This is a genomic window from Thalassotalea eurytherma (assembly GCF_030161415.1).
GTDB classification, from domain to species: domain Bacteria; phylum Pseudomonadota; class Gammaproteobacteria; order Enterobacterales; family Alteromonadaceae; genus Thalassotalea_G; species Thalassotalea_G eurytherma.
The window spans coordinates 158,303-176,967 of sequence record NZ_BSSU01000009.1; the positions used below are offsets into that span (position 1 = coordinate 158,303).

12 protein-coding genes are annotated in these 18,665 nt (G+C 39.8%); 5 read left to right on the top strand and 7 right to left on the bottom strand.

Annotated features, from left to right (window positions below):
* Window positions 1-44: 44 nt before the first annotated feature.
* Both QQK02_RS10180 and QQK02_RS10185 read right to left on the bottom strand, forming a co-directional pair.
* The gene (locus QQK02_RS10180; RefSeq protein ID WP_284207906.1) at window positions 45-1,394 is read right to left on the bottom strand and encodes a sodium-dependent transporter; all 1,350 of its coding nucleotides are present in this window, start codon (window positions 1,392-1,394) and stop codon (window positions 45-47) included.
* A gap of 224 nt (window positions 1,395-1,618) precedes the next feature.
* A complete protein-coding gene (locus QQK02_RS10185; RefSeq protein WP_284207907.1) occupies window positions 1,619-2,101 on the bottom strand; it encodes a YajQ family cyclic di-GMP-binding protein in 483 nt (160 codons plus the stop codon).
* A gap of 139 nt (window positions 2,102-2,240) precedes the next feature.
* Here QQK02_RS10185 and QQK02_RS10190 point away from each other — a divergent pair, with 139 nt between their 5' ends.
* Window positions 2,241-2,597, top strand: a complete 357-nt coding sequence (locus QQK02_RS10190; protein ID WP_284207908.1) for a VanZ family protein — start codon at window positions 2,241-2,243, stop codon at window positions 2,595-2,597.
* Complete coding sequence (locus QQK02_RS10195; RefSeq protein WP_284207909.1) at window positions 2,594-3,502, top strand: ketopantoate reductase family protein; 909 nt, start codon at window positions 2,594-2,596, stop codon at window positions 3,500-3,502. Before QQK02_RS10190 ends, QQK02_RS10195 begins: the two co-directional genes overlap by 4 nt.
* A gap of 5 nt (window positions 3,503-3,507) precedes the next feature.
* Here QQK02_RS10195 and QQK02_RS10200 read toward each other — a convergent pair whose 3' ends face one another.
* From QQK02_RS10200 to pomA, 5 genes are all read right to left on the bottom strand, one after another.
* Window positions 3,508-3,870, bottom strand: a complete 363-nt coding sequence (locus QQK02_RS10200) for a hypothetical protein (protein WP_284207910.1) — start codon at window positions 3,868-3,870, stop codon at window positions 3,508-3,510.
* Window positions 3,871-3,974: 104 nt separating this feature from the next.
* On the bottom strand, window positions 3,975-11,750 hold the full coding sequence (locus QQK02_RS10205; RefSeq protein WP_284207911.1) for a hypothetical protein: 7,776 nt from the start codon (window positions 11,748-11,750) through the stop codon (window positions 3,975-3,977).
* 235 nt (window positions 11,751-11,985) lie between these two features.
* Window positions 11,986-13,440, bottom strand: a complete 1,455-nt coding sequence (gene thiI / locus QQK02_RS10210) for a tRNA uracil 4-sulfurtransferase ThiI (protein WP_284207912.1) — start codon at window positions 13,438-13,440, stop codon at window positions 11,986-11,988.
* A gap of 115 nt (window positions 13,441-13,555) precedes the next feature.
* Window positions 13,556-14,509 (bottom strand): flagellar motor protein MotB, encoded by a 954-nt coding sequence (locus tag QQK02_RS10215; RefSeq protein WP_284207913.1) that lies wholly within the window; start codon window positions 14,507-14,509, stop codon window positions 13,556-13,558.
* A 12-nt stretch (window positions 14,510-14,521) separates the two neighbouring features.
* Window positions 14,522-15,286, bottom strand: a complete 765-nt coding sequence (pomA, locus tag QQK02_RS10220; protein ID WP_284207914.1) for a flagellar motor protein PomA — start codon at window positions 15,284-15,286, stop codon at window positions 14,522-14,524.
* A 252-nt stretch (window positions 15,287-15,538) separates the two neighbouring features.
* Between pomA and QQK02_RS10225 the strand changes: the two genes are divergently transcribed.
* From QQK02_RS10225 to dxs, 3 genes are read left to right on the top strand one after another with little or no spacing between them, the layout of a single operon-like run.
* Window positions 15,539-15,784, top strand: coding sequence for an exodeoxyribonuclease VII small subunit (locus QQK02_RS10225; RefSeq protein ID WP_284207915.1), 246 nt, complete (start codon window positions 15,539-15,541; stop codon window positions 15,782-15,784).
* Window positions 15,784-16,674 (top strand): (2E,6E)-farnesyl diphosphate synthase, encoded by an 891-nt coding sequence (gene ispA / locus QQK02_RS10230; RefSeq protein WP_284207916.1) that lies wholly within the window; start codon window positions 15,784-15,786, stop codon window positions 16,672-16,674. The genes QQK02_RS10225 and ispA overlap by 1 nt, the downstream gene beginning before the upstream one ends.
* A gap of 24 nt (window positions 16,675-16,698) precedes the next feature.
* Entirely contained in the window at window positions 16,699-18,561 is a 1,863-nt protein-coding gene (dxs, locus tag QQK02_RS10235; protein ID WP_284207917.1) for a 1-deoxy-D-xylulose-5-phosphate synthase, read from the top strand.
* Window positions 18,562-18,665: the final 104 nt, after the last annotated feature.

The following is an 18,665-nucleotide window of genomic DNA, read 5'->3' on the forward strand; positions in this document are numbered from 1 at the left end:
ATGCCATGTAATAAAAAGCCGAACTTTCGTTCGGCTTTTTTTGTTTAGATAAGCGAGTGGACAAATACTGCTGCAATGGCGATAGGGCAAACAAATTTGACATACCATGGCCATATTTTCCAAAACAGGCTTGATTCAACTTCATCGTAGCCTTGCTTAATTTCCTCTAAAATGGCGTTTCGATGCCAAATCCAACCAGCAAAAACACAGACCAGCATCGCAATAATCGGCTGACCATATTGCGTTGAAATAATCGCGACAAGGTCAAGCATGAAACTAATATTAAAAACAATGACGATACTTAACACTAAAATAGCTAAACCAATAAATAGCGTTGCTCTCTCACGCCCAATACCATGACGCTCTACTGCATAGGATACCGGGCCTTCTAACATTGAAATTGATGATGTTAGTGCCGCAATAGACATGAGAACGAAGAACGCAAAACCGACAAACAAGCCCATACTCCCCATTGAATCAAACAAGGTTGGTAATACTTTAAATACTAACGTCGCACCTTCTAGCAGCTTTCCATCATCAGAGAAAATTTGAACGCCTTGTGCCTGCGCTACATACATTGAAGGAATAATAAGTAAGCCCGCAAGAAACGCGATTGAAATATCAATTAACGTCACTTGAGCACCGATGCTCACCATATTTTCTGTCTTAGCAATGTATGAACCATAGATGATCATTACACTGGTACCTAACGATAGTGAAAAGAATGCCTGACCAAGTGCACTTAAAATTAAACTCGGCTCGAGTACACGTGAAAAATCAGGGTTTAAATATGCATTAAGTCCTTCATCTGCGCCTTTAAGCGTTAAAACGTAAGCAATTAATAAAACAAGTAAACCTATCATCATCGGCATTAATCGCTTAGACCACTTTTCAATGCCCTGCTCTACACCTCGACGAATAATTAAAATGGTAAGCCCCATAAATGCAACGGTGAAAGCCAAATTACGCACTAATGACTGCTCAACTAACCAATCTGCCGCTTCAGTTGCACCAGCTAAACGAGCAATAGGCTCTATAGCATAGGACATCATCCAACCAGCGAGAATACCGTAGAAGCTTAGGATCAGTGCAGCACAAATTATCCCGCCAAAACCAACAACAAAAGCAAAGCGCTTTTGCCAAAGGGTACGAGACATTTTTTGCAGAGAGGTAACAGCATTGGCTTGACCATAACGACCAATTAGAATTTCGGCCATAAATGCAGGATAAGCCAAGCAGAAAGCTAAGATAAGATAAACGAAAACAAACGCTGCTCCACCATTAGTGGCTGTTTGTGTTGGGAAGCCCCAAATATTACCAAGCCCTACAGCAGAGCCAGCTGCAGCCATAATAAAGCCGATTCGAGAGCTAAACGCTCCTCTAGATACACCCATGAAATTTTACTTCTAATTTAATTGTTATAGTAATCAACATAATGTACTGAATGTAAATTTAAAAAAACAGCACTAATGTGTAATATTGCGGGTTTAGTTAGCAAATGAACAAGTTTTAAACTGTAAAGGAAATGCTACTAAAAGCGTTTACAGTGATTTTACGCTTTAGCAATTTCGGCTGGTTCACTTAACATTAAAAAGGAGGCTAATGCCCCCTTTATAAATTAATCTTTAAAGTTGGTGAACTGAAAGCTTTGTTCTAGTTCCCCTTCTTTTACGGCACGCATAACCGCTTGCAGATCGTCACGTTTTTTACCCGTAACACGCACTTTATCGCCTTGAATAGACGCTTGCACTTTCAGCTTGCTATCTTTTATCAACTTGACTACTTGCTTGGCAACGGGTTGTTCGATACCTTCTTTAAAAGTAATCGGCGCCGATACTGTTTTACCTGAGTGATTAAAGTCACCTACAGTTAACGCTTTAGCGTCTATATTACGTTTAGCTAACTGCCCTCGAAACATATCGACTAATTGATTAAGTTGAAAATCTAATTCTGCCTTAATTGTCGCGATAGGTGACTTCCATTCTATTGATGCGTCTACGCCTCTAAAATCAAAACGTGTTGCTAATTCACGTGTTGTATTTTCAACGGCATTGCGCACTTCTTCCAAATTTGTTTCCGAAACGATATCTAATGATGGCATAACGCCCTCTTCTTTATAATTGAACTTGTTGCTAGTTTATCAAAGGCTATTTTTATAACCAAGACGTTATCACTTCACCGATAGTTTTTTCGTCTATTCGTGATATTATGAACTCCCTTTAAAATTGCATCTAATTATTGTGAAAAGTCGTCAACAACTCTTATTTTTCTTATTTTTTGTATTGTTCATCACCGGTATCTTTCTTTCAACAGAAACAAATTCTACGGTTTTTCAACACACCCAAATTGACACTATTGGTCATTTTATTAGCTTTTTTTGTTTGGCTTGGTTTCTTAACGCGTTTTTAAAGCTTTCATTAATTTTGCTTACACCAACACTTATTGTTTTTGGCGGATTAACCGAACTTGGTCAACTTTATTTGGGTTTTCGTAATGGTGAATTTAGCGATTTTTTTGCTGATGTCTTAGGTGTGTTGTTTTTTGTACTATTGCGATGGGTAGCAATGATGTACGGCTATAGTTTAAAGAAAAAATGAAACTCGTTATCATTGGCGCAGGTGCTATCGGGCTTCTGTTATATAAACAACTAAATACCACGCTAAAAAGGCCAAACCAACTTGCGCTTTTAACGCGAACTAACAGTGAAAATAATAACGCACTGCTTTCCTATCAGGATATTGATAATCATGAGCAAAAGATCAAAATCAACTATGCAAGTTTAATCGACTTACAATGTGCAGATGTTGTAATCGTTTGCGTAAAAGCATTTCATGTAAATGCAGTGATCACGCACTACCAAAAAGATATTAACCCTCAGGCGTCAATTGTGCTGTGCCATAATGGCATGGGCGTATTCGAAGAGTTACCACAAAATTTAACTAACCGTCAGCCTTTCTATGCACTATTAACGACACACGGCAGTCGAAAAGATAAAGCAATGGCGATTACCCATACAGGAAACGGGGTGTATGACCTCGGCTGTTTAAATAGCGAATTGCATCCGCTAGATGTATCCATAAAAGATCTATTTATGAATAGTTTAGCAAACTGTACCTTCCATCAAAATATTAGACTGAAGCAATGGCAAAAGCTTGCTGTTAACTGTGTGATCAATCCTATAACAGCGATAAACAAGATACCTAATGGTGAGATTTTAAATACATGCTATGGTGCGCTGCGCCGCGAATTAATAGAAGAATTTGTTGCTATCGCAGAACTAGCGGGGATAAGTTTTGATGTGAATGAAGTCAATGAAACGGTTGAACATGTCGCCATTAGTACAGCTAAAAATACCTCTTCAATGCTGAGTGATGTGTTAGCTAATCGAAAAACTGAAATTACTTATATTAATGGCTTTTTGTTAGATGTAGCAGGCAAATATAATCAACGTGAACTTGCAAAAACTCATCAGGCAATTTATCAACAAATTACGAACCTTTAACTAGCTTAGAGCCTTTGTCCATTAGATGTTAAGCGCTCGCTATCCAATAATTGTTTTGCCGTTTTTTGTTTCGACAGCATTTTTTGTGTTTGGGTCGCTTTTTTACTATTCGGCCCATTAACCACATGTGTAGTATTTAAATTATTTACTGCTATATCGTTGGGCAAATTGTCTTGCTCTCTCACAACTTTATCTAACTGTTTTTTAGTTGCATAAAGTTCTCGCTCTAGCCAATTATAGTCTTCTTCTTTATCTAACAGCATTTTCGTCAGTTTTGCATTTTCAGCTGACATTTTAGTAAAGCCAATTGCAAGATAACTAGTTGTAATAAATAGTACTAAAATAAATGCCCCAATCGCCTTTTTCATTTTAACTCCTTGATAAAAGGCGAGCCTAGCTCGCCTATTTTTCCTTAATTCATTATGGCACATCAGCTTTTTAAACGAGGTTTAAAAAGCTGATGTTTACGCAATTAATCTTCCAACTCAAATTTCTGATAGAACTGCACTCGAGGAGTAATAATAAGATTAAACTCTTCCCCTTCATCTACTGCCTCTATAGGTGGCCCCCAAAACTCCCACTCTAAAACAAATATACGTTCTTCAGTTTCAGCTAGCACGCGCCAGTGGCGTCGACGCCACTCTTTACAATATACAGAGGTAATATCACAAATTGAGTATAAGCCACTACCTAACATATTACCGTTTTCATCTACTTCGGTATGCGCTGATAATGTAATTTCATTGCTGCTTAATTCTGACCAAGTCCAGTTGCTAATACCTTGTTCTGTCTCAAAGTCATAATCGCCTAAAATACGAATTGCAGAATTATCTTCATCAAGCATGAAACCAAAATATTCTTCTCGCTTAACTTCTCCAGCGTCATTGTATACATCTGAGTTTGTTAAGGTAAAACTATTCATTAAAAACTGACCAATAAAGTTGTTGTAGTCAGCACTTAACGACTCTTTAATCGATAAGCTCACAACACTATGCTCAATATCGTCAATTGTAGCTGTCGCTAAAACAACATCACCACCTTCAGAGGATTGGATACGTCGAAGTAGTATGTTATCGCCATTATCAAAATCAAGCGCTAAATTACCGTTCGTAACCTGCCAAGTAAATGTGCTACCTGAAAACTCACTCGTGCCTGTAAAATTGTCATTAAACGAAAGGTAATCACTACGGATTTTCTGATAGCTATTAGTTGTTTCGCGGTCAATCGATGTCGGTAATCCCCAATTGCCAATAACTTCAGCATCAGTATACTCGACGAAATCAAAGGTATCTAAATCTAGCAGCTCTAAGATTCGACTATCTTCACGATAAACGACAGCTTCAGCATCAATACTCCCAAATAGAATTTCACGATCGCTTTCCTCTACCACCTGATATCCCGTGAATTCAGTAACCAAAAAGCGATCAGATTCATCACCTTCAGCCAATAAGTTGAACTCTACTTTTTCAGTAGTCACATAGAAATATATTTGACTGTTACCGTAAGCTGATAGATACCTATCAACCGCTTCAAACGTTAACACGCCTTGGTAAGCTAACTCATTCAGAGAAAGAAACTGCTTACTTGCTTCATTTTGTGATAAATCGAGTGTCAACGTATTATTAGCAAAGCTGTAACTATGTATTAATTGACCATCAGGGCTAGTTACTTTTCCAGCACCGTCAACAAACGAATATAAGTCACCAGAAATGCTACCAATAGAAATACTTGGCGTATCTAAATAGCCGTCTACGTAGTGCATATAACTTGACGATAGATTGTCTTCAGTTAATGGCAATGCCGCACCAATTGAATCATCTAATGGCGCTGCATCATTTTCATCACTAATACCGTCGTTATCATCATCTGAATCAGCATTATCACCAATACCATCATTGTCAGAATCCATGGTTTCTGATGCGTCTAATGGCAATGGATCGTTCCAATCATAAACGCCGTCATTGTCATCATCGTCATCACTGTTATTACCAATACCATCACCGTCGGTATCTAACCATTCATCACGGTCAAATGGGAAGTCATCGTTTTCATCAGTGAAACCATCATTATCATCGTCCATGTCGACATCATCACGCATACCATCTTTATCAGTATCTAACGCAAATTTTTGATAAAACTGGACACGCGGTGGAATAACTAACTCAAAGTTTTGCTCTTGTGCATTTTGATCCCAAATATTTTGGTCCCAGAATGCCCACTCAAGTACATAAATTCTATCGTCAGTTTCTTTTAGTACTTTCCAATGACGTTTACGCCACTCGTAACAGTTATCCTCTGCAATATCGCAACTAGCATAAGTTCGCGAAACCCAATTACTGTACATATCTTTTTCAACAAGTGCTGTAAGCTGAATTTCGTTAGAAGATAACTCTGTCCAATACCAATTATCCGTACCAAAACCAGAGTTAAAATCAAAATCACCATCGTATATGCGATTTACCGTATTATCGTCATTTAATTTAAAGCCGTAATAGTCTTCATAAACTATCTCACCTTCCCCATCGTAAGCATCAGAATTAGTTAAAGTGAAGCTGTTCATTAGAAAATCACCAACAAACTCTGTATAGCTTGCGTCGCTATCAGCTTTCGTTGATAAACGTACAACACTATAATCGTTCTCTTCAAATGACGCTGAGGCAACAACCACATCACCGGACTCTGTTGATTCAATGCGCTCAAGTTCAATTACAGCGCCATTATTGTAATTTACAATAAGTTTTCCGCTGTCAATTTGCCAAGTAAACGCTGAACCTGAAATCATTGCTGAACCAGTATTGTCGGCATTAAATGTTGCGTAATCGCCGATAATACGTTGGTAAGTTAACTCTGGCTGTGTATCAAACGTTACAGGGAGTCCCCAGTTACCGACAACTTCGTCTAGTGTATAATCAATCGGTGATAAGCTATCGTATTCAGTAAGAATAACTTCATAACTATGATGATGAAGTTCGATGGCTTGAGCATCAACGCTGCCAAATAAAATTTCACGATGTGAACTCTCTGCAATCTGCCATGATTCAACATCGGTCCACCAGAATCGATCTTGAGTTTCACCGTTTTCTAACCAAACAATCTCAGCGCGAATTTGTACAACGGTAACTTCTACTTGGCTGCCGTAAGCGTTTGAATACTGAGTCGCTGCTTGTTCTGAAACGTAACCAAATTCGAGTAAATCATCTACATTCATCACGCGAACTTCTGAATTATTACTTGTGTAATTTAAGCGTTCTTGAAAGCCTGCATCTTCGAAAGAAAAATTCATAGAACCGCTCGGCGCTTGCACTTTACCGACTTGGTCATTATCAAAATCAAAGGTATAAACTTCACCCGTAATTTGACTCAACGATATGCTCGGCTCGTCCAAGTAACCATCAGATAAGCGGATATATTTAGATGCTAACTCAGATACGTCAATGAATAGGCCTTCACTCACGTCAGGATCTAGCGGGTCTAAATCAACTGTATCATCAATACCATCATTGTCATCGTCAGTATCTGCTATATCACCAATACCGTCGCCATCAACGTCTGATGTTTCAGTTTCATCGAGCGGTAATGCATCCTCCCAATCAACAACGTTGTCACCATCATCATCACTGTCGGCATTATTACCTATACCGTCACCATCTGTATCTAGCCATTCAAAGCTATCAAATGGAAAGGCATCATCTTCATTTGGAATGCCATCTAAGTCGCGATCATTACCGTTAACATTAGCGTCAACCAAGTCACTTTGATGAGCTTGGTAGAAGTTTAAACGTGCAGGAATTAATTCAACCCAATTTGGATCATTTGGATTATAGTTGCCGTCATATTCAGACCACTCAAGTACATATAAACGATCTCCTGACTGACTAATAGGTTGCCAGTAACGATTACGCCATATATAGCAACTATCAACCAATTCTCTAGTACAGTTGTCGTCATAGTTATTACTATAAATATTTCGGTAGCGTGACATTGACAGCAAGCTAGATTCATCTTGTTGCCAACGCCACGTTTCAGGGCCATAACCGTCAATTAAATTTGAACCAAAGATACGATTAACCGAGCTATCATCATGAAAATAGAATCCAAAAATTTCTTCATCACGAATATTGCCTTCATCATCTCGATAATAATCATCACCTAGCGTGAAGCTATTGATTAGAAATTGATTTATTTGGCTAAATTCTATCGCTTGACCTGAAGCCTTCATGCCAAAGTGATGACCATAAATAGTTTCATCGTCAACGGTTACTTGCGCATAAATTGCAGCGCCATCTTCGTATTCCTCGAACTTGCTATAAACAAGCGTGATACTTTGATCTTCATTAACGAGCGACAGTTGGCCATTATTATGGACTTGCCATGTGAAGGCCTCGTCATGTATCAAGCCGGTAGCGGTGCCATCTGCGTTGAACGTTAATAAGTCAGCACGCAATCGGCGATCATCATTAAAGTTAGTTGGTAATACCCACTGTCCTTGTACGTTTTGCTCATCAAACGGGCTGGTTTCAACAGCATGAATATCTAACATCGTTATTTGATATTCTGCATCACTAACGCTACTTGATTGAACGATTTCACGTAATCCAGGGTACGATGAATCGTAAGCATCTGACACACTGTACGTAAATTCATTACGGCGCCAAAAATCAACAACGCTATCATCTTTACCGATCAGCCATAGTGTTGACTTGACGAGCGTTGTACTAATTTCTAAACCACAGTTAAGGTCATAACAATAGTTTTTCGCGTCTTGAACATCGATTAGCGCTAAATCAACAAGTTCCTCAAGTGTATAGTACCTGAGCGTTGATGGCTGTTCGTTATACAACACCGTTAACTCATTGTTTTCTATTTGCCATTGAGTTGTTGATTGGTATTGGCTGTCTGAAAAACTGCCAGATTGGTCTTCTGAAAAACTAAAGTAGGTTTGCGTTGCTGACCCCAATGCAATTGGCAGATCATCAACAAGTGACTCATTGGCGTCGATATAAGCTGAAGCCAATACGTCAGCGTTCAACGTCATGCCGTTACTGACATCACTATTACGTGGCGCTATGTCTTCGCCATTGGCAACGCCGTCACCATCTAGATCATCGTCAAGATAATCAGCAATACCATCATTGTCTAAATCAGCACTTGCTTTGTCATCTCTAACAAAAGCATCCTCGCTATCTACGACACCATCGTTGTCATCGTCACTATCAAAAGCATCCTTATAGAAATCATTGTCCCAATCACCAAAGCTAAAGTTTTCGATAACTTGTTCGTAGGCTGCAGCATTTATCCAAGCTTCATTATCATCTTGTGAACCTTCTTGTTGAACAAAGCCCGTTCGAACGTAGCCACGCACTAATGCGAAGAATCGGCTTTGCGCTTCTTCGACGTCAAACGCAAAACCAGCGAGGCTTTCTACATTTTCAGGTAACGTAAGACGAACAATTTCTTGTCCCATAACCTCTTCTATTCGCCATACACCTTGTTGCGACAATAAACGAGGTTCGCCTTCATCATAAACATAAAGGTTAATGGCTCCTTCATTTTCAGTTGATGATAAAAACTCACCTACAAGCTCGCCATTAGAGTTTTCGCTATGCGCTAACGACTGCGTATAACGTTCACCATTGTTTTCCTGCTCACTGTGCCATGCATATTCAACAAATAAGCCATTTAGCTGGGTTAAAGACGAGCCAAGGTTGTCTCGCAAAGCGCCACAAGAGGTACAATCGACTTCCATATCAACGAGGTAATCATCGCTACCTGCCGTGAAAGTTGTGCGATAAAGTGCCGCACTTTCATCAAAGGTTGCTGTTTGGTCTACATTTAATGCCCACCCAGTTAAACCGAGTTGTTCTAGTACGTCAGTGATTTTCAACCCCGTACTATCTAATTTTTCACCTGTTGTTATTGCAATACTGCCAACACCATTGATAAATCGTGTTGTTCCATCTTTTGTTTGCGATTGAATGCGATAGTCATTTAGGTTTTCTTGCCAACCGTTTTCAGTAAGCAATAGTTCGTACTCATCATCGTCATTGGCTGATTGAGCAACAAATTCAACTTCACCATTTTCTTCACGCAATTCATATGAAACCAACGTAATGTCTTGAGTGGCTTGATCGACGGTTAGCGTTTCAAACTCAAGATCACCATCACCATGTGTTGTATTAAATTCGCGGTACTCGTCCCACAATAAATACATAGTGCCACGATTAATTTCGTCGGCTAAGCCACCAAAAGACACTGCTGGGTTTAGCGCGTCTAAATCGTCTTCATCACTTACACCGTCATTATCATCATCTAAATCAGCGTTATTACCTGTGCCGTCACCATCAGTATCGGTTGTTTCGGACTCATCTAATGGAAACTCATCTTCATCATCTGACGTACCATCATTGTCATCATCAGTATCAGTGTTGTTACCTGTACCGTCACCATCAGTGTCAATTGTTTCCGACTCATCTAATGGGAATGCATCTTCATCATCTGAAATGCCGTCATTGTCATCATCAGTATCAGCGTTATTACCTATGCCATCACCGTCTGTATCAGTTGTTTCTGAATCATCTAGTGGGAAGTCATCAGCATCATCAGATGCGCCATCATTGTCATCATCAGTATCTTCATTATTGCCGATACCATCTTTATCAGTATCTACAGACTCGTTCTCGTTGTATGGCAGTGCATCGTTTTCATTTGCAACGCCATCACCGTCAATATCATCATCTTCATCATTAGCAATGCCATCGCCATCAAAATCTTCAATATCGACATCATTTTCAATCGCTTCTTCTAAATCAGAAGCGGTTTCATTTGCCGCATCTTGAACTTGCGCTTGAATTTCTTCTTCTGTTAAACCGCTGTCAGATAATTCTTCAACTTCTTCAATAACTTCTTCTGCAACAATTTCAGCGATAGCAGTAACATCTTCTACGGCAAGTTCACCAGCTTCACCATTGCTTTCAATAATTTGCTCAACGATAGCAGTAACCACTGAGATAGTTGTCGTTACATTGGCAACTTCTTCAGCGCTTAATCCTTCTTCACCACCAGATTTATCTGCAATCAGCTCTTCAACAACACCAGCGATAATATCTGTAACTTCTTCAATACCTTCGATAGCATCTTCTGATAGCCCTTCTTCGCTGTCAGATTGCTCTTCTAGTAATGTTTCGACGACATCAGCGATAACTTCAGCCGAAGCTTGAATTTGCTCAACGGCTTGTTCGGTTAAACCTTCTTCAGAAACCCCTTGCTCTACAATAGAGGTTGAAACAACATCGGAGACAATTTCGGCTTGAACTTGCGCTTGAGCAAGCATGTCATCACTAACAGGCGCTTCCGATACAACGAGATCTTGATAAACAGCACTCGTTACATCTGCAACTTGCTCGACAATTTCACCAAGCGTTTCATCATCAACATCGGATAGTGTGTCAGATTGTTGCTCAGTCACATTATCAACAGCAGCAGTTACTGCTGCTGTTGCTTGATTAATCACTTCTTTTTGCTCTGTTAACGTACCTGCTTCACTTGCTTGTTCAATAACACCAGCAATAGTAGAGCTCACTTCTGTGGCTACCACGATATCAGCAGGGTCAACATCTTCTGTAACGTTTTTAGGGATGACTTCATTAGCTATCATCACTTCTGTTAAAACGGTCAGTTCTTCGTTTTCGTCAGCAATATAGTCACTTGACGCTTCATCAGTCGTGATACCAAGCTGCTCGGCTACTTCTTCTTTTGCCGCTTCTACGCCACCCTCATCACCTGCAACTAATGAAATAAGTGTGGTAACAGGTGTTGCAACATTTTCACCTGGTAATGAAACAAGTTGAAAACCATCGCCTTCAGCGATTGGCACACCACCGGGGTTTTCATCTGTAATCGTGCTTTCATCAACAGCCCCTTCTGGAATATCAACGATAACACTGACATTTTCAGGTACTAAGCCCAACCCTGTCGTATCAATAACCCCTTCACCACCTTCAACAGTTTCCGTAAAAGGTTCGCCCTCATCTAATTGCTTATTACCATTCAAATCAATGTAAGCAATTGCACCACGAATATATCCATCAATGACGGTGACATTAAACGATGTTGGTTCAGGAGGTGGCGGCGGTGGAGGCGGTTCAACAACTGGTTTAGGGGCATCTGATCCCCCACTACATGCACTTAGCATCAATAGAAGACCAGCACTTACCGCAGCCGAGAGTGGCTTGAGGTTATGTTTTTTCATCGTCAATCCTTTGTTTTAAATTATTTTTCTAATATTTTTCAGCCAATATGGCGCTTAACTCAAAAATCTAACAGATGGTCAACTGTTAAACAACAGGCTCCTCCTTAATTTTTTCACATTTTGTTAACATTATTTTTTCTTTGTAAGCGTTTTTTTACAGCGAATTATTTCTAGCCAAATAACAAAAAAGCCAACGAACATTGCTATTCGTTGGCTTTTTTTGAAGAGAAAAGCATTATGGGCGATAAACTTTCACATTGTTGTAGCCATTGTCATGTAAGTAAAGTGCTTGTAGTTGACTCATTACACCACGATCACAGTAAAGGTAATAAGTAACATCTTGTGGTAAATCACCAAACTGCGTGCCTAACTTGTAAAACGGTAAGTGTTTTACTTCTACATCATCTAACTCAAGAGGATTATCATCTTCTTCTTCAGGGCTTCGAATATCAATCACTACGGCATTTTCATCAAGCGCTGATACGGCATCGATTGATGGCACTTCAGCTTCGGCCTCTTCGCCAATATCACGAATATCGTAAACTGAAACGTCTTCCACAACCTTATCCAAAATTGAAAAGTCAAAGTTCTCTTCTTCTGCTTCAATTTTGCTTAGTACTGCTTTAACCGTTGGTTTTTTAGAAATAACACCACAATATTCAGGGATCGTTTTTGCGAAATCTTCAGTACCAATTTTGCGGGCAATATCAATAATATCTTGCTTATCGTACGCAGTTAATGGCCTTAAAATTAACGTATCGGTAACACGGTCTATGACATTTAAATTAGTCAACGTTTGACTCGAAACCTGACCAAGGGCTTCGCCAGTAACCAAGGCTTGAATACCACGCTTTTCAGCTATTTTAGCCGCGGCACGCATCATCATACGTTTTAAAATAACGCCCATTTGACCGTTTTCTACTTTTTCTAGAATCTCAGTCACCACAGGAGCGAAATCTACTGAGTAAAACTTGACGCGGTGTGACGGACCGAACTTATTCCATAGGTAGTAACTCACTTGTTTCACACCAACTTCATGCGCAGAACCGCCCAAATTGAAGAAACAATAATGCGTACGAGAACCTTTCTTAATCATCTGATAGCTTGATACACCAGAATCAAAACCACCCGACATTAAAGACAGCACATCTTCTTGGGTAGCAATAGGAAAACCACCAAGCCCTTTATGGAGCTCAGTGACAATAAATAGTTTATCGCGATTAATTTCAAGACGAATAGTCACGTCTGGCTTTTTAAGCTTCACCGATGCTGATTCAACACTTTGGTTTAAACCACCACCAACATATTGTTCAACTTTTAGTGAATTAAACTCGTGTTCACCAGTGCGTTTTGCTCGAACACAAAACGTTTTGTTTTCAATTGTTTTACCATGAATAGCTAAAGTTTTTTCAAAGATGTCGTGAAGATCTGTGAAGTCAGTTTGCTGGACTTCAATAAATTGCGCGACGCCAGGTACACATTTGAGAGTATCAATTAATTGTTGACGGTTTTCAGGACTGTCATTTTTAGTGTTAATTTCAATGCTATCCCAGTTTACACTCGTCGTAACTTTTTCATCAACACGACGTAAAACGTTCTTAATATTTGAATCTAATATCTTTGTAAAACGTTTTCTAACTGGGCGAGATTTAATCGCAATCTCTGCCTGTAACTTAACAATAAATTTCATCAATCATACCAACTTAATTTAATTGGCGCGGATTATACATCATCTGCTCATGAACAACACTATAGTAAAATGTACAAAAAAAGAGTCGCTATTTAGCGACTCTTTAATCAATTATTTATTGCCCTTCAGTTAAAGATATGGGGTCAGTTTCCTTCGCTTTACCCTGATTAATTGATATTTCAACACGACGGTTTCTTCTTCGGTTTAAGGCATTAGTATTCGGTACAAGAGGGCGAGTGTCTGCATGTCCTACAACGAGCAACCTGCTTTCATCAAAGTCTTGCACCTTAATCAACTCGTGCGCGATTGCTACGGCACGTTTGGTTGATAAGTCCCAATTAGAACTAAATAGCTCTGAGCTGATTCCGCGATCATCGGTGTTACCTGATACCATGATCTCTCCTGGCACCGTATTTAGTAGCTCACCAATTTCTTGAATAATCGGTTTGAACTTAGGTTGTAAAAATGCAGAGCCTGAAGGAAATGAACCATTCTCACGAATACGAATAATTACTTGCTGTCCTAATGATTCTAACTCGATAGCACCGTCTTGGATTTGCTCTTCCATCTGTTCAGCTATTTTCTTGACAAGCTCGTTCACTTGGCTTTGTTGAGCTTTTTCTAACTCGTCTCGTGCCTGCTGCATTTGTTGAGCAGAAAGTTGCTCAGCCGTACTTTGCGATTGACCACCACGTTGGGTACCTCGTTGCTCTTGTCGACCACCTGCTGAGGTTTCATCACCCGCTTGAAACTCTAGCATTTGCTGAGTCATTTCAATGGTTTGCTGCTGAATGACTTCAATCGGCGTAGGATCAGGACGGCCAGGTCTAAATTCTTGCGCTATGACACTCGTACCTTTAGGAATGTCTTTAACCTCAATTTTATTTTGCACACCGAAGGCAAATTTCATCGAACCAGCAATTTGCTTAAACTTCAGTACATCCATTTCTGAAAAAGACAGTAATAGTACGAAGAAACACATTAACAGTGACATTAAATCAGCAAAGGTACCCATCCACGCCGGCAAGCCAGCTGGTGGGCACTTACACTCAGGAGGAGGACTTGACATAAATAGCCTCCGTTACTCTTCGGTGGTATCTATTTTACGCTTGCTTTCTGCAAGGTAGTTTTTCAGAAGATTCTCAATCACTCGAGGGTTTTGACCATCTTGAATACCAAGCACAGCATCAACTACAAGCTCTTGATTTAATTTTTCTTCTGCTAAGCGTAACTTCAATTTATTCGCAATTGGAATGGCAATTACGTTTGCTAAGAATGCACCATAAAGTGTTGTTAATAATGCAACCGCCATTGCAGGACCGATAGCTTTAGGATCATCCATGTTAGATAACATGGCAACCAAACCAATCAAAGTACCTATCATCCCCATCGCTGGAGCGACTTCTGCAAGCGCCATCATCATACCGACACCGGTCTCGTGTCGTTCAGAAGTTAATGAAATATCTTTTTGCATGGTAGCTCTAACAACATCAGCATCATGGCCATCAACCAACATGTCGACACCTTTTTGCATAAAGCCATTAGTAATTTCAGCTTCTTCTAATGCTAAGAAACCACCTTTACGCGCAGCATCTGCCATTTCAACAGACTTTTCGATAAGTTCTTCAGGGCTTTCTATTTTGAACATGAAAGCTTTACCGATGATCTTACCTATGCCAAAAAACTGCCCCATATTATAATTAGATAAAACAACAAAAGTTGAGCCACAAAATACAATTAAGATTGACTGGGTATCGACAAACATATTGATGTCGCCACCTAGAATCATAGCCATGACTATGAAACCAATTGCGCCCAAAATCCCCAGAACCGTAGCTAAATCCACGAAAGCCTCCTAAGTGCGTGTAGATATTTTATTTGTTATTTATTTGATAATACATCATGTCTTGATGTTAGGCGAATCAATATCACCCTCACCTTTTATTATCGTCCATTATGTCAGTAACTTAACTAATATCTACAGAATCTTTTGAGTAAACCATATTCGCAAAATAGCGAGCTAAATATGCATTCCAATTTGACCTTGTACCTGATGTACGGTAACTTTGCGCCAATGAAAATAGTCTGACTAAAGCTAATGGCAAAAAAGAAAATTGAAAACTTAAGTTTTGAAGAATCAATCAATGAACTTAATGACATTGTTGAGCAACTCGAAACGGGCGAGCTAAGCTTAGAAGCCTCTATGGAACTCTTCGAAAGAGGTTTAAAATTAAGTAAATCTAGCCAAACTAAACTTTCTGCCGCAGAGCAAAAAATTAACGTGCTTATTCAAGAGCATGAACAGCAGCCTGTGCCATTTGATTTTCAGCCGAGTGATGTGTAGTGACGGCATTACCTGATATTGAACATTTTCAAGCGCGTATAAATAGCTTTCTTGAAGATAAAATTAACTCACTTGAAAAAAATGATTTAAAACTGCATGAAGCTATGCACTATGGTTTGTTGTTGGGCGGTAAAAGAATGCGCCCATATCTTGTTTACACGACGGGTTTAGCATTAAATGTAGAGCTTGACGATCTAGATGGTATCGCCGGCGCATTAGAATGTATACATGCATACTCACTGCTACACGATGACTTACCAGCAATGGATGATGACGATCTTCGTCGCGGCCAGCCAACCTGCCATAACGCATTTGATGAAGCCACCGCTATACTCGCTGGCGACGCACTGCAAACATTAGCCTTTGATATACTTGCTAATCATTCGTTTTCATCTCAAGCAAAAGCGGTACAAGTTCCACTGATTCAATCATTAGTTGCAGCCTCTGGCTATCAAGGTATGTGTGGTGGCCAAGCGCTCGACCTATCAGCAACAAATCAAGGTATTTCGCTTGAAGAACTTGAACAGTTACATCAACTTAAAACAGGTGCCTTATTAAAAGCAGCAGTTACTATGCCTGCGCTTGTAGCTTCAGACATCTCCAAAGAGCAACGACAAAAACTAGAACTATTTGCTAATGCGGTCGGCTTAGCATACCAAGTTCAAGACGACATCATTGATATCACTTCAAGCCAAGAAGAGCTGGGTAAACCAGCAGGTTCAGATGTTGATGCCAATAAATCAACGTACCCAGCTTTGCTTGGTTTACCGGGCGCACAACAAAAAGCGCAAGACTTATTGCAACAAGCACTTCAAGCATTAGACGCTTTACCGTACAATATGCAAAATTTAAAAGCGTTTGCTCAGTTCATTGTTAACCGAACGCATTAATTCGAATTTAATAAAAAGTAATTTATGACGACTAATTTATCTGATTATCCATTATTAGCTAACATCAACACACCTGATGATTTACGCCTGTTATCTCAAGAGCAGCTGCCTGCAGCAAGCCAAGAATTACGTCGTTTTTTATTAAACTCAGTCAGTAAAAGTAGCGGCCACTTCGCATCGGGTTTAGGCACTATCGAATTAACGGTTGCTTTGCATTATGTTTATAACACCCCTTTTGATCATGTTATTTGGGATGTTGGCCACCAAGCATATCCACACAAAATTCTGACAGGTCGTCGAGATCAATTACACACCATCAGACAAAAAGATGGTCTGCATCCATTTCCATGGCGTGAAGAAAGCGAATACGACGTATTAAGCGTTGGTCACTCGTCAACGTCAATTTCAGCCGCGCTTGGTTTGGCCGTTGCCGCTGAGAAAGAAAATAAAAACCGTAAAGTAGTAGCAGTAATTGGTGATGGTGCGATGACTGCCGGTATGGCGTTTGAAGCATTAAATCACGCCGGTGATATTAATAAAGACATGTTGGTTATATTAAATGACAACGAAATGTCGATCTCTGAAAACGTTGGCGCACTAAACAATCATTTAGCAAAAATGCTATCTGGTAGTTTTTATGCAGGCTTTAGAGAAGGCTCTAAGAAGATTTTAGGGAATTTACCACCGATTAAAGAACTAGCAAGTCGTGCCGAAGAGCATTTAAAAGGCATGGTCGTACCCAGTACGTTTTTTGAAGAGCTTGGCTTTAATTACATTGGCCCGATCGATGGTCACGATGTGAATGGTTTAGTTGATACAATCAGCAACATGAAAAACCTTAAAGGGCCGCAAATTCTGCATATTGCGACCAAAAAAGGTAAAGGCTATGAAGCCGCTGAAAATGACCCGATTAAATATCACGCTGTGCCAAAGTTTGATCCGACAGAGGTCAACTTACCTAAATCTGCGCCAAGTTTACCAACGTATTCAGCAATATTTGGTGACTGGTTATGCCGAACAGCGCAAGACGATAAAGACTTGATGGCAATTACACCAGCAATGCGTGAAGGTTCAGGTATGGTCGAGTTTTCACAACGATTTCCTGAGCAGTATTTCGATGTCGCGATCGCAGAGCAACACGCGGTAACTTATGCCGCAGGGCTTGCAATTGGTGGCAAAAAACCTGTTGTTGCTATTTACTCAAGTTTCTTGCAACGCGGTTATGATCAGTTTATTCATGATGTTGCCATTCAAAACCTACCTGTGTTATTTGCTATCGATCGTGCTGGTATCGTAGGTGCTGACGGTCCAACTCACCAAGGAGCCTTCGACTTAAGCTTCTTGCGTTGTATCCCTAATATCACAATTATGACACCTAGTGATGAGCGTGAATGTCAGTTAATGCTAACAACGGGTTATCAACTTGGTGAACCGGCTGCTGTTCGCTACCCGCGTGGCAGCGGCACGGGTGCTCAACTACCTGAAATGTCTGAAACAATTGAAGTAGGTAAAGGCTTGGTAAAAGCCCAAGGCGAAAACCTAGCTATTTTGAACTTTGGTACAACTTTAAGTGAAGCAGAAAAAGTTGCTACAGAATTAAACGCAACGCTCGTTGATATGCGTTTTGTTAAACCGCTAGATGAAACTTTGTTACTTGAGTTAGCTAACAGCCATTCAACGTTTATTACAGTAGAAGATAACGCAATTGCCGGCGGCGCAGGCTCTGCGGTTAATGAATTCATGCTAAGCCAAGGCGTTACAATTAAAATACTTAACATTGGTTTACCTGATCAGTTCATTAAGCACGGTACGCAAGCTGAGATTCACCAAGAACTTGGTTTAGACGCCAAAGGCATTTTAGAAAAAATTCAAAACTTTCTAAATTAAGTACGCGATTAAACCGACAGTTATCCTATCTAATGGATATATAACTGTCGGGTTTCTTTACACACCTTTTTCCCTCTAAATAATTATTCCATAATAATCATAAA

Excerpts from the sequence above, each read along its gene's own strand:
- QQK02_RS10180 (WP_284207906.1), bottom strand. The coding sequence starts at position 1,394 with ATGGGTGTATCTAGAGGAGCGTTTAGCTCTCGAATCGGCTTTATTATG.
- QQK02_RS10185 (WP_284207907.1), bottom strand. The coding sequence starts at position 2,101 with ATGCCATCATTAGATATCGTTTCGGAAACAAATTTGGAAGAAGTGCGC.
- QQK02_RS10195 (WP_284207909.1), top strand. The coding sequence starts at position 2,594 with ATGAAACTCGTTATCATTGGCGCAGGTGCTATCGGGCTTCTGTTATAT.
- QQK02_RS10200 (WP_284207910.1), bottom strand. The coding sequence starts at position 3,870 with ATGAAAAAGGCGATTGGGGCATTTATTTTAGTACTATTTATTACAACT.
- QQK02_RS10205 (WP_284207911.1), bottom strand. The coding sequence starts at position 11,750 with ATGAAAAAACATAACCTCAAGCCACTCTCGGCTGCGGTAAGTGCTGGT.
- thiI (WP_284207912.1), bottom strand. The coding sequence starts at position 13,440 with ATGAAATTTATTGTTAAGTTACAGGCAGAGATTGCGATTAAATCTCGC.
- QQK02_RS10215 (WP_284207913.1), bottom strand. The coding sequence starts at position 14,509 with ATGTCAAGTCCTCCTCCTGAGTGTAAGTGCCCACCAGCTGGCTTGCCG.
- QQK02_RS10225 (WP_284207915.1), top strand. The coding sequence starts at position 15,539 with ATGGCAAAAAAGAAAATTGAAAACTTAAGTTTTGAAGAATCAATCAAT.
- dxs (WP_284207917.1), top strand. The coding sequence starts at position 16,699 with ATGACGACTAATTTATCTGATTATCCATTATTAGCTAACATCAACACA.